11 protein-coding genes and 2 pseudogenes are annotated in these 12,328 nt (G+C 64.8%); 7 read left to right on the forward strand and 6 right to left on the reverse strand.

Translation table 11 applies throughout. The features are described from left to right. Nucleotides 1–997: 997 nt before the first annotated feature. Complete coding sequence (locus QM841_RS08745; RefSeq protein ID WP_283331960.1) at nt 998–1,729, reverse strand: TetR/AcrR family transcriptional regulator; 732 nt, start codon at nt 1,727–1,729, stop codon at nt 998–1,000. 197 nt (nt 1,730–1,926) lie between these two features. On the opposite strand from QM841_RS08745, the pseudogene QM841_RS08750 reads away from it, so the two are divergent. The 4 genes and pseudogenes from QM841_RS08750 (at nt 1,927) to QM841_RS08765 (ending at nt 4,547) form a co-directional block, all read left to right on the forward strand. Continuing rightward, nucleotides 1,927–3,165 (forward strand): annotated as a pseudogene (locus tag QM841_RS08750) (fatty acid desaturase family protein). Next, nucleotides 3,158–3,379 carry a DUF1206 domain-containing protein gene (locus QM841_RS08755; RefSeq protein WP_283331636.1) on the forward strand — a complete coding sequence of 74 codons (222 nt, stop codon included), beginning with the start codon at nt 3,158–3,160 and terminating at the stop codon, nt 3,377–3,379. The pseudogene QM841_RS08750 and the gene QM841_RS08755 overlap by 8 nt, the downstream one beginning before the upstream one ends. A 49-nt stretch (nt 3,380–3,428) precedes the next feature. Next, nucleotides 3,429–3,515 (forward strand): annotated as a pseudogene (locus QM841_RS08760) (DUF1206 domain-containing protein); the annotation flags it as partial. Between the two features lie 570 nt (nt 3,516–4,085). Beyond that, nucleotides 4,086–4,547 carry a WhiB family transcriptional regulator gene (locus tag QM841_RS08765; RefSeq protein WP_283331637.1) on the forward strand — a complete coding sequence of 154 codons (462 nt, stop codon included), beginning with the start codon at nt 4,086–4,088 and terminating at the stop codon, nt 4,545–4,547. A 274-nt stretch (nt 4,548–4,821) separates the two neighbouring features. Here QM841_RS08765 and QM841_RS08770 read toward each other — a convergent pair whose 3' ends face one another. From QM841_RS08770 to QM841_RS08785, 4 genes are all read right to left on the reverse strand, one after another. Next, complete coding sequence (locus tag QM841_RS08770; protein ID WP_283331638.1) at nt 4,822–5,076, reverse strand: hypothetical protein; 255 nt, start codon at nt 5,074–5,076, stop codon at nt 4,822–4,824. 1,009 nt (nt 5,077–6,085) lie between these two features. After that, nucleotides 6,086–6,466 carry a hypothetical protein gene (locus QM841_RS08775; protein WP_283331639.1) on the reverse strand — a complete coding sequence of 127 codons (381 nt, stop codon included), beginning with the start codon at nt 6,464–6,466 and terminating at the stop codon, nt 6,086–6,088. A gap of 664 nt (nt 6,467–7,130) precedes the next feature. Then, complete coding sequence (locus tag QM841_RS08780) at nt 7,131–7,721, reverse strand: nitroreductase family deazaflavin-dependent oxidoreductase (protein ID WP_283331640.1); 591 nt, start codon at nt 7,719–7,721, stop codon at nt 7,131–7,133. Nucleotides 7,722–7,962: 241 nt separating this feature from the next. After that, complete coding sequence (locus QM841_RS08785; RefSeq protein ID WP_280782263.1) at nt 7,963–8,175, reverse strand: hypothetical protein; 213 nt, start codon at nt 8,173–8,175, stop codon at nt 7,963–7,965. Between the two features lie 142 nt (nt 8,176–8,317). Here QM841_RS08785 and QM841_RS08790 point away from each other — a divergent pair, with 142 nt between their 5' ends. The 3 genes from QM841_RS08790 to QM841_RS08800 all read left to right on the forward strand — a co-directional run bounded on the left by QM841_RS08790 (nt 8,318) and on the right by QM841_RS08800 (nt 11,128). Further along, nucleotides 8,318–8,641, forward strand: coding sequence for a hypothetical protein (locus QM841_RS08790; RefSeq protein WP_280782264.1), 324 nt, complete (start codon nt 8,318–8,320; stop codon nt 8,639–8,641). A gap of 346 nt (nt 8,642–8,987) precedes the next feature. Then, nucleotides 8,988–10,361 carry a wax ester/triacylglycerol synthase family O-acyltransferase gene (locus QM841_RS08795; protein WP_283331641.1) on the forward strand — a complete coding sequence of 458 codons (1,374 nt, stop codon included), beginning with the start codon at nt 8,988–8,990 and terminating at the stop codon, nt 10,359–10,361. A 137-nt stretch (nt 10,362–10,498) separates the two neighbouring features. Continuing rightward, nucleotides 10,499–11,128, forward strand: coding sequence for an antibiotic biosynthesis monooxygenase (locus tag QM841_RS08800; protein WP_280782266.1), 630 nt, complete (start codon nt 10,499–10,501; stop codon nt 11,126–11,128). 455 nt (nt 11,129–11,583) lie between these two features. On the opposite strand, the gene QM841_RS08805 is transcribed toward QM841_RS08800, so the two are convergent. Beyond that, the coding region (locus QM841_RS08805; protein WP_349307394.1) for an Lsr2 family DNA-binding protein at nt 11,584–12,328 on the reverse strand (745 nt) is incomplete at its 5' end.

Raw genomic sequence — 12,328 nt, forward strand, 5'->3', positions numbered from 1 at the left:
GGATGCTGTCCGAAATGTCTGTATGTGGTCACAGGATGGCCTTGAATTCGAGATCCGGTCAGCCTCCGCTGTGAATCCAGTGGCAGTTGCCGGGGATCCGCTCTCGGCTCGGCTCGGACATTCCCTTGCAGTCACCAACCCTCGGACACGGGCATTGCGCAGTTCGAGGCATCGCGGCGAGATCCACCCCGCAACTGACACCGGGTGAGAAGGCAAAGGGAAGCCGCCGGCACCTTCCCCGGCGTCAGCGGCTCCTCGTCCCTTCCGGGAACGCTACGCAATGTAGGTCTTACCCGGTCAGGGGCGACAGTGACGCCATATCGCCTCTCGGCAAGTGGTCGCTCGCAGCGACTTTTCTGGTGTGGTACCCGGGGTATGGGCGCCACCGTCATAGCCTTCAACAGCGGCCTTACCGGTGGTATTCCGACGCGGGCGTGTCCGCCGAGACGACGGGCCTGCGGGGCGCCACCGTGGTCAGTGGGTGTCCTCCGCTGCGATCGCTTCAGCAGGTCTGCGCCGTTGTTGCTGACGTCGTTGACGGCCTTGGACACCGGGTACATGTCCGAGGCTGTCCGTCGGGTCCAGCCAGTCCGCCCAGTTCTCCGGGGCCACGCTCATCGGCATACGGTCCCACGCCGTCGGCGGCATGGGTGGTGATGACGGGAGAAGGTGACCAGCCAGGCACCCCGGGGGCCGATCCGAGCTCGAACCGAACGAACGAGGTCCACGCATGACCAGGGGGCGACTCTTCCCCATATCGATCACCAGTACTGGCGCGCAATACCCTCAACCATTTGGTTGACCACATTCTTTGTCAGCCCCACCACCACCAGCGCGCCCCACGACAGCGAATGATCTCGCGAAGCTGCAGCCGGGGCGACGGTGTGAGGGCACCGTCTCTATCCGCGTTCACCTCTTCTGCGGCAGCGCCGGGCACGTCCTCGCCACTACTGCTGCGCGTTGGAGGGTGCAACAAAGGTTCGTCCATGGTCTGGGTTCAGCTCACAGTAGGGGCGGGGCTGCCGGGGTGGGGCAGCGTTGCGGTGAGTCCCGTGATCAAGATGTCGAGGCCGCGTTCGAGTTCCGCGGCGCCGTCGTACGACGCCAAGACGGGTGCGAGGCCGCGCAGGAGGGGGAAGTCTCCGATCGGCAGCCGGTGCAGGCCCAAGCGCAGCAGGTCGTCGTGCTCGTCGGGTTTTTCGACGATTTCCTGGAGCTCGTTGAGGACGTGACCGTGGAGGAAGCCGAACAAGGCCCGGTACACGTGCAAGGCATCAGTCGCGGTGAAACCTGCCCGGGTAAGCAGGGTGAGGATGTTCTCGAGCGGGCGCAGTGTTCCCAGGGGGCGCAGCCCAAGCGGGGTCGACAGGGGTCGTGTGACCAGGAGCGGGACCACGTGGGGATGGTCGAGCGCCAACCGGCGGAAGCCCCGGGCGACCTCCCGGAGTTGGGTTGCCCAGTCGCCGTCGTCGGTGTCGACCTCGAGTTGTTCGAGGACGCGCTCGACGACGGCGTCGACGAGCGCGGCCTTGTTCGGGGCGTGACGGTAGAGGGTCATCGGGTCGCGGCCCAGGGCTTTGCCGAGGCGACGCATGGACAGTGCGTCGATTCCGTCGCGGTCGATGATCTCGAGTGCAGCCGTCAGGATTCGCTGTCGGGTGATCGGGCCGCTGTCCGGAACCTGACCGTTGCCGGAGCGGGTCGTGCGATCAGCGGGGGCCTTGGCCATCAGAAACACTTCCTTCTTCGCTTTCAACTGTAGGCCTTTGCCGTAGGGCTTGGTAGTAGACATACAGTGTTGACACATCGGATATTGGTGCCGGTGATCAGCGGCGTCGGGTCGACCTACTGACCCGGCCGTGAGGCCGCACCGGACGGGGCACCACCAGGTTCCGGACGGGGGCTCGTCGGGAACCTGAGCACACCATGGCCATCTCCGATATCAAGGACGACGCGGACGTCGAGGCACTCAGCGACGAACTCATTAGCATTCGCCGGGACGTCACCGAGTCGCTCGGCGAGGCCGACGCCGCCTACATCCGCCGCACCATCGGCCTCCAGCGGGTACTCGATGCCGCGGCCCGGTTGGTGATCCACGGCAGCAGGACCACCACCGGGTGGGTTCTCGGGACGACGGCTCTCGCGGTGGCCAAGAGCGTCGAGAACATGGAGATCGGCCACAACGTCTCCCACGGCCAATAGGACTGGATGAACGATCCCGAAATCCACTCCACCACCTGGGAATGGGACATGGCCGGCCTGTCATCACAGTGGCGCTACTCCCACAACTACCGCCACCACGTGTTCAGCAACGTCGTCGGAATGGACGAGGACCTCGGCTACGGGGTCATCCGCATCACCCGCGACCAACCCTGGAAACCGGAACATCTGCTGCAACCGCTGCGGAACCTGCTGCTGGCGGCCATGTTCGAATGGGGCATCGCCCTCCACGACCTGCATTCCGAGCAGACCCGGGCCGGCACCGCCGCCGAGAAATCCGCCCAGACCCGCGCGCTGCTCGGGAAGATTGCCCGCCAGACCGGCAAGGACTACCTGCTCTTCCCCGCCCTCAGCGGACGACGTTGGCGACGGACGCTGACGGCGAACCTGACCGCGAACCTGCTGCGGAACGTATGGGCGTACGTGGTGATCTTCTGCGGGCACTTCCCCGACGGCGCCGAGAAGTTCACCCTCGCCGAAATCGAGAACGAAACGCGGGCGGAATGGTATCTGCGGCAGATGCTCGGCGCGGCCAACTTCCGGGCCGGCCCGGTGCTGGCGTTCCTCAGCGGCAACCACTGCTACCAGATCGAGCATCACCTGTTCCCCGACCTCCCCAGCAACCGCTACGCGGAAATCTCCACCAAGGTGCAAGCACTGTGCGAGAAATACGACCTGCCATACACCACCGGCTCCCTGGCCGGGAAGTACCTGCAGACACTGCACACCATCCTCAAACTCGCACTGCCCGAACGGTTTCTGCGCGCGACCGTCGACGACGCCCCCGAGACGGCCTCCGAACTGAAATTCCGCACCGTGCGTGAGCCGATCGAATCGACCCCGGCTTCCCGCATCGGGCTCCGGACAGCCCTACGAGCCCTGCCCACTCACCGTCGCACCCGCCGACGGTCGACACCACCAACATCGGACGATCGCCATGCCTGACACCACACCTTCCCCGGCACACGCCGCCACCTCCTCGCCGGCGTCGCACGACAACTCGTCCTCTACCGCAGGACGGGTGGCCCAGAACAACTTCTTCGAACGATTCGCCCGCGCAGGGTTCGTCGTGAGCGGCATCGTGCACCTGATCATCGGCTACATCGCGATCCGGCTCGCCCTCGGCGACGCAGCCGGCACCGCCGACCGAGCCCGATAAGGCCTCGGGACTCGACGGCGCCTTCAAAACCGTCAGCGCCCAACCCTACGGAGCGGCCCTCCTCATCGCGGCCGGCCTCGGCATCATCACCTACGGCCTCTACAGCTTCGCCATGGCCCGCTACGCCAAGATGTAGTCGGACACAGCCGCAGCAAGCCGGCGCGCGAGGCGCCTGCCGCGCTCGACAACCAGCCCGCCGCGAAGACCTTCGACGTGCCTTGTCACAGTCGCCGCTCCAAATTTGTGGAGTCTCGTCTCGGGTCGTCCCGACAGGTACGACGCGGCCTAGGTATGACTAGGTGAATGTCGGTGTTCTCTGAGCGTCTCGCCGACGACTCTGAAGAGTGAACCCGCCGCGCCGGCGGTGATGCGTGGCCGCCCGGGCCGCCTGGACCGCCTATGCAGCGAAAGGACTCTCCGTGCCAACTGACACCTCTGCGGTAGCCGGACGGGACCCTTCGGACAACGCGGACGCACTGTTACTGTCCGCCGCGGCAACACTCCTGGCCAAACAGTATGGTTGCAGCCAGGACGCCGCCTTTGATGCTCTCCTCGACATTGCCCGCCGCAACCACGCCAGCGTAGCCAACGCAGCCGAGCACGTCCTGTCCCGGCAATCGACCGTTGACGGCCGGAGAGAGCAGCAGGAACCCCGCCTTGCGGCCCGTCCGCGCCGTGCGGGTCCCACGACGCCGGCGGTGTTCAAATGAACAAGATGCCGCATTCGCCGCCCCTCGACGATCCCGCCACGCGCAGGGACAACGTCCCCCGCGATTCCGGTGACTGGCAGGCGCGTGCCGCGTGCCTTGGAAACGATTGGGCAGTGTTCTTCTCACCCGACGCCGAACGCGGCCACGCCCGCGACCGGCGCGAAGCGCAGGCCCGGCAGATCTGCCTGCCCTGCCCCGTGCTCGAGCAGTGCCGCGATCACGCGCTCGCTGTGGGTGAACCCTATGGTGTGTGGGGTGGTATGACGGAAGCGGACCGACGAAGGCACACCAAGCGACTCCGCCGCGGTGAGCGCCGACCACTCGGTTCCCAGCACCCGCGGCCCGTGAGCGCCGGTCCCGCCAATGCGACGGTCGACATTGACTCTTCAGCGACCGACCGTTCGCAGACCGGTGGGGCGTTGAGGGGTCGCCCCACCGGCACGATCACGGTGTTCTAGCTCAGACAGCCGGGATCTCCGCCTGCGTTGAAGTGTCGCACTTCCCCTTTCAGCCGGAATCGGTTCCGAAGCGGGATTGAGCCATACCGTGGTCACAGACGGTGACGTCGCCGAACTCTGATCGAAGGCACAGCGGCGGGCTGAAGGTTTGAGACACGGTTCGACGAGACCGATCCAGCGACGGGTTCAAGCTAAGCAAGCGAAACCGGTCACGAACCTTCGAGAGCCGACAATCAACCCGGAGGATGCCGGTGAAGTCCCGTCCGGCACCCAGCTAGAAGTCGACCCCGTGGCCATCGAGCCACCGCGCGGGGGTGAACCACGGTGTATCGAGGTGATACTCCTTGTCGAGTGCGTCCAATATCGAATGCGCGTCCGCCCCCCGGTAACTTTCATACATCCGAACATTGAGTCCTGAACGCTTTTTCACAGCATCGAACATGATGCCGTGGCGGAATAACACCGTCGCGGAAGGACAAACTACGATATTGCCACCGCGGTCGGCCGCCTCTCCGTCCACAACGTCCACGCACAACACCATGCGGGGATCTGTCGAGAGCACAACGAGCAGCAGATCCAGATCATGGGGGTTCGTTACCCCGTGCCATGGCCTTCTCCCCTCCCCACCGCCGGCCACTACACAGTCGAGGGCCCGCCGCCACGGCCGCCCTTCGACGATATGCAAGCGGCCACCGGACCTCAGAGGCGGAAGCGGACAGTCCCCCGCCGACCCGGATTCGGAGTGGTGCGTCGTTCCGTGTTCGGTCGTCATACTCCCGGCGTGCCCGTGGGCATCCGTTCCGAAACATCGGAATTCCCCCGCTGGCCGGCTCCGCGAAGGCCTCCACTGAGCCCCGTCCCCACCCTCGCCGTGAACTTCTTCGCGTCGCCGCGCCCGTACGATTCCGTTCGCGGCGAGTCGGAAGCTATCGAATGCGAGTCACCATCTCTGGGGACCCAAGTCACGCTGCCCGCGGCTGATCTGGGGGGCGGCGGATATCGCGCTCCCAGGCCCCGACTACTCCCAACACCCGCCATGGATGCGAGGGGGATCCGTAGGGATACGACGTACTTTCCGCCAAAAATTCCGCCCGATTTGTCATTCTTTGTGCATACAGTGGAGTAGAGTATTTCGACCGAGGCGGGCATTGCCTACTGGACGTGGAGTGGGCGCATAAGAGGGACAAAGGCATTGAAATGGCGCGCCAAACCACTGCAAAACCAATCGCCGTCGGATTGGCCACAGCGTTGTGCAAGATTCGCGACGTGGCTTGAAACCGATCTTGACGCTCAGATCCGCATCGGCAAGCTGGCCTCCAGCGTCGACAGCGTCCGACGGCCGGCCGGTGGTCGACTCAGATCTTGGTCCTCCATCGCATCCCGCCAGCGATCCTCGGCGGTCGCTGGCAGTCCTTCGTCGATGGCCGGTTCCTGAGAGTCGACATCTCCCCTTCCGGGACCCAATCCATCGCCATACCGACAACCGCGCTCGGCGATGTCGATACCGGGATGTGGATCGGTTGCGTCGCTAGTACCTGCTATTGGCGATAGATCTCCACATGGGCGTTGGTGATCACGCCGACATTCAACGAGGGGGCACCCCAATTCGTGCCGCAAGCCCCGGTGGCCTGACCTGTCGGCACAAATGAGCGAGTGGACTGGCTGAAGGGCCCTACCGCATAGAACGGAAAGGCGTTGGGAATGCCGTGAAGGCCCCAACAGTCGACGATCAGCGCGTACTCCCTACCAGCGGGCGCACCGGTGTCGTGGCAGGTTGCCGTCGCACTGAAGGCATCCCGCTGGATGACGCAAGCTTGGGGGTCCGCATGGGCGGTGCCGGACCCGATGATCGCTGCGACGGCAAGCCCCGATACGAGGGCGGCCGTGACGCGTGCTGCAGCGACGATTGCTCTCTTCATGGAGATCCTTTCAGTAGCAATATGTCTGGTTCCGGGCAGTCCCGGTGGCCCGTCCGATGACCGACAGCCCGCTCATCGTGCAAGGTGATACAACGTTGCTGTTCTTGTACGAATCCACTGGGCCCGGACGAGGGTCGATGCGAAGAGTGACTACGGATATGCCACGGATGTTGTCCGGCGTCGAGTGGCCGGATTCGGAAGGTCTAGGGCCGAGGAGCGAGCAGGCGTCGTTGACCATCGACCTCGCTGCCGACTGCACCCGGCCCCGTTCAGAAAACTTTCAGCATCCCAGGCGACCAAATCGGTGACGATTCCAGACGAACCCATCGTTCTCGCTCCTTGTGGTCGTTATCTAGTCTTGGCACCTTGATCGTCCGGACCGACTGGTCTGTTACGTTTTCGAATTCCTCAGCCGAGCACGGGCGCGGAATGCACACGTCGGCGAGCAAGCCGTAGGACCGGTGTGATTGTGACGACCTGGACCACGGTGTTCAGTCCCGGTTGCCGATCCATGACCGGACGAATTCGGGAGCGGGTCATGGCAGAGGGCGCTGGCCGCTCCCGATTCGTTGCTTCCGCACAACTGAACTCATTCTCCGAAATCCCTGCCAACCCCGGCACCGTGTAGATGCACTATTGCGGTGCGGGCGGATGCCTACTGCCCTCAGTAGTCTGCGAGTTCGATGACGAGTGGAATGCCGGTGTCGAACCAATAGCGGTGCAGATCCTTGATCTTGGCCCGGGAGGGTCGCCCGCGAAGATGCAGCCGGCACTCGCCGAAGTCAATGAGGTGAACCGTCTCGCAGATCGCGTCTCTTGCCTGCTGCAGTTCGGTCGGGTCGCTGATCTCTCGCGCGACGCCAGCAAATGTTCGGCGTCGCAGTCGCAGGTGAACCTTCGGGTTGCCGCGGATGTTCCACACCCAGGATGAAACGGCCAGAGGTCGCTCGATAGCCAGGGTGGGTGGGCGAAGCATCACCACGTACACCTTGTCTTGGCGCCGGATGGCGCGAACGTAGTTGCGGCGCTGCTTGCCGCTCTTGCGCCCCGTGGTGGTGAGGACTCCGTGCCCGGGTGGTGTCGAGACAGCGAAGACCCACAGCATGATCTTGCTCAGGATGCGTCCGCCCCTGGCCGATTGCAGCAGCTGCCTGTGCTTCGGTGCTTGGCTTGTGGCCGCGTCCCGGATGGCGGCGGCACAGACGGTCACCGCCTTGTCACCCGATGCGGAACCGTTACTTGGGGCTTCTGCCATCTTGAGCCTTCTCGTGTCTCCGCGCAGTCGGTGCTGACCAGCATCGCAGATCGTCCTTGCCGCTCGCAGCTAATACGTGCGCGAGCCGGACGACCCACGGACTGGTACGTCTGAGGACGTTCGTGCTCATCGCGAACCGGTCAACGATGCAGTTACCGTTCCGGTTGGCAAAGCGATGTGGTGGACTCGATGCACTTCGAGGCGGCTGACAACTACGGTGAGGCGCGGCCGCAGATGTGATTCAGCCCGCCTGTTTCAGGTCGCCGTAATAAGTGTGCGCCTTGGCAGCGAGCAACCACAGCGGGTCTTCGGTGCCCTCGCGGGCATAGCCCTTGTCCCGGCCGTCTTCGAGGTACTGGGTCCGCACCCAATCCTCCATCGCCTCCGGCGACTGGTCCGGTAGTCGATAGATGACTGCGAGTGCGCCTTTGAGCTGGTCGTCATCGATGGTCATCGCTTGACGCTGTTTACGGAGCCACAACGCCTTCTTGCTCTCACCAGCGCGATGCAGTGAGGTTAGCGATTCTCACTTCCACTTCGAGCAGGAGTGGGCAAACGTTCGATCCGACAAGCTCGGCGCATGTGAAGATTCGTTCATGCGTACCGAGGATCACGACGAGCCCGCAGGTCACAGTCGACCGACGGCTGACGATGGGCCGTTCACGTTGACGGTCGATGGCGAGGTTTTCACTGTGAGACTACGTCCAGAGGAACCAGGCGCCTGCGACTACGACTGGGAATCCGGACCGAACAAAGGGTACGGATTCTCCAGCTTTCAACGCGTGGCCTATTCCGGTATTCAAGACCGAGCGAACACTCCGTCGGCCGCGCTCCAGCCGAACACGATTGACGAGCATCGCGAATCGATCCGCGACTTCCTCGGCCAGATCAATCCCGAGACCGGTTACATCGGCGACTAAGACTCCGCGCACCGTGGCACGCATCCCGCCCCCGCCCGCCGATCCGCCACCGCTCCGACAAGCGACGCGTCCGGACCGCTCACCGACCGTGGCCGCTGGTCGGTGCGGGGCTGTGCGGCGATCCGATCATCTGGCCCGACCCCAGCCCCGGCTCGCCGACTGGTGGGACCGAGTACTCGGCCGGCCCGCGACCAGGACCCGCGGACCTGCTCGCATGTGTGGAATCCGTGCGGTCCTATGTCGGCTCGGCGGAAAGTACGGTCATCGCGGGCGCAGTGTGTTCTGCTGAGACCACACAGAAGCCGGGAGGTGCGGTGTGCGAGCTGGGTTCGGTGGTCTGGCGCCGATGAGCCCAACCGAGGCGATGTTCGTGCTCTTCGAGTCGCCGTCGCACCCGATGCACGTGGCCACCCTGACCCTGTTCGATCCCCCGGACGGCACAGCACCCGATGCCCACGCCTCCGACATGGTCGAGCGCCTGCGCGCCCACACCGAGGCCGGCGAATTGTTCCGCAAACGCCCTGTCCGCCGACTGCACGGGTATCCGTGGTGGCGGCTCGAGAAGCACGTCGATCTCGGATATCACGTGCGGCATACCGCCGTTCCCGGCGACGGCACCATGGCCGAATTGCTGTCGCTGGTCTCGCAGATGCACTCGATGCCGCTCGATCCGCAGCACCCGATGTGGGAGATGCACGTCATCGAGGGACTGACCGATGGGCGCACCGCTGTATACACGAAATTCCATCTGTCGCTGACCGACGGCGCCTCGGGGATGAGGCTGCTGCACCGCACGCTCTCGGTCGACCCGGACCTCCGGAACTCCCCCGCGCCGTGGAGCCCGTCGGTCGCGGCCCCCACTCGGTATTCCTCCCTCGACCCACGCGGGGTGCTGCGGTCTGGCCTGGGCATCCCGCGGGAGATGGCGGCCGCCTTTCCCACCCTGGTCCGTGCCGGCTACCACGGACTGACCGAAGAGCGCCTGACGTTGCCGCTGCAGTCCCCGCCGACGATCTTCAACGCCCCGACCGGCCGTGCCCGCAAGGTCGCCGCCCGGTCCTGGCCCCTGAAACAACTGCGCCGGCTCTCCGCCTGTACCGGTGCCCCGTTGGATGTGATCGTGTTGACCCTGTGCGCGGGCGCGCTCCGCGCATATCTGCTCGAGCAGTACGCACTCCCCGAAGCTTCGTTGACCGCGATGCTCCCCGTCCCGCTCGACCTCGGCGAGGACCCCACCATCGGGCCGGGCGGCAACCGAGGGGTCGGGGCAATGGTGGTGTCCCTGGCCACCGACGAAGACGACCCCCTTGCCCGCCTGGCACGGATCGCCGACTCCGTAGCCCATACCAGCGGGATTGTCGCGGCCCTGAGCCGTACCCAATTTCAACTGGTCAGTGCCATGACGTTGAGTCCGATCATGCTCGACCCGATCCGCCAGGTCCTCGACGACATCCCGCCACCGTTCAACGTGATGATCTCCTACACCCCGGGGCCGACCCGCCCGCGGTACTGGAACGGCGCCCACCTCGACGCCGTCTACCCAATCCCGACCCTCGCGCGTGGCCAGGCGTTGAGCATCACCCTCACCAGCCGATCCGGGCAGCTGCACGTCGCGGTCGTCGGTGACCGGACGGCGGTCCCTCATCTGCATCGGATCATCGGCCACCTCGATACCGCCTTGACCGACCTCGCCACCGCGGCCCGCACAACCCCGCGGTGACACTGGGGACGGCTCGCCGGCACGCATTCGTTTGGGGCATCCGGCCACCGCCCATTGCCTCCGAGGGGTAGGGGGAGCAGTGTGAAACACAGACAAATGACCGGCGACGCCGCGTCGGCGCCGCCCTGAGAAGAAGGGTGCCGATCGTGTTCGCACGCTCAACCACAATTCAAGCGCATCCGTCGTACATCGACGCCGGGATCAAGCACGTACGCGACACCGTGATGCCCGCGCTGGCGGATGTAGAGGGCTGCCTCGGAATGTCTCTGCTCATCGATCGCGGCACGGGCCGGTGCATTGCGACCAGTTCGTGGCGGGACGAGGAATCGCTACGCGCCAGCGAGGGGCAGGTACTGAAGCTACGTGACGTCGCAGCCGAGGTCTTCCACGGCACCACCGAGGTGTCGCGGTGGGACATCGCTGTCATGCATCGCGACCACCATTCGGACCGCGGGGCCTATTGCCGCGTCACGTGGGTCAAGACCGAGTCGGCCCATATGGACCGCGCCGTCGACGTGTGGAAGATGGCAGCACTGCCCAAGATGGAGGAACTCGACGGCTTCTGCAGCGCCAGTCTGATGCTCGACCACGCCGCGGGTCGCGGGGTGTCGTCGCTGACATTCGACAGCTCCGAGGCAATGGAACGGAACAGGGAACGCATCGACCGCATCCGGGACGAATGGGTTCGCGAGGCGAACGCCGAGGTACTCGATACATGCGAGTTCGAGCTCGCCATCGCGCACCTGCACGTCCCCGAGATGGCGTGAACTGTCGAACTGCCGGAGGGAATCCTGCACTGCAACCATTAGCACTCACCCGCAGCTCGTCAGTGCCACAACCGAACTAATGTTCAGGGGACCACTGCCGAGCAGCGGGTGAAGCTGTCGAGATCACGGCAACTCGGCACCTCACCCAGCCGTCGGCACCCTCGCCGCGGTGACCCGCATTCGCGTCACCCCGGCGGTGGCATCACAGTGTCCCGCCGCGCCCAAGGCGCCACGCACACCCCGGCCCAGGCTTACCCTGGGCCGGAACTGCTGCACCCAATCCCCTCCCCCGCGAGAATCGTCAAGTCAGGTGCCGCCGGGACACCTCGGACCCATAGCGGGCACCGCTGAGGCCGGACAATCGCCCACCACATGATCCCGAAGGCCATGATCCCCACAGGCTCATGGCCTTCGCCGCAGGTTGGCCACGGAATCCATCAGCGCAATGTTGCAACTCACGCCACCGGCATCTGCGCCTGAGCATCATGGAAGGCCCGCTCGAGCTCAGCCGAGATCCGGCCGCGCAGGGACACCTCGTGACCCGCCCCGATCGCCCATTCACGAATCTCCCTGGACGACTTCTTCGCCGGAGCCTTACTCACGGCCGTCCTCTTGACCGGAACCTTCACCGCGACCATCTTCTTCACGGCCTTTTTCTCCGCTGCCGCCTTTGTCGCGATTGTCTTCTTCGCGATTGTCTTCTTCCCGGCGGTCTTCGTCCCGGCGGTCTTCGTCGCCGGAGCCGTGCGCGCCGCCGCCCTCGTCACAGGAGCCGTCGCCGCGGCGGTGTTTCTCACAGTTGTCTTCTTCGCGGCCGTCTTCTTTACCGGCGCCGTTTTTGCCTGAACCTTCTTCGCCTGAGCGTCATGGAAGGCTCGCTCGAGCTCGGCCGGAATCCGGCCGCGCAAGGACACCTCGTGACCCGCCCCGATCGCCCACTCACGAATCTCCCTGGACGACTTCTTCGCCGGAGCCTTACTCACGGCCGTCCTCTTGACCGGAACCTTCACCGCGACCACCTTCTTCACGGCCTTTTTCTCCGCAACCGCCTTTGTCGCGACTATCTTCTTCGCTGTGTTCTTCGCAGCCGTCTTCGTCGCGGCTGTCTTCTTGCCGGCCGTTTTCGTCGCAGCTGTCTTCTTCACGGCCGTCTTCGTTGCGGCTGTCTGCTTCGCGGCCGTCTTCTTTACCGGCGCGGTT

It is taken from the genome of Rhodococcus sp. IEGM 1307 (genome assembly GCF_030056915.1).
Classification (GTDB): Bacteria; Actinomycetota; Actinomycetes; order Mycobacteriales; family Mycobacteriaceae; genus Rhodococcus_F; species Rhodococcus_F opacus_D.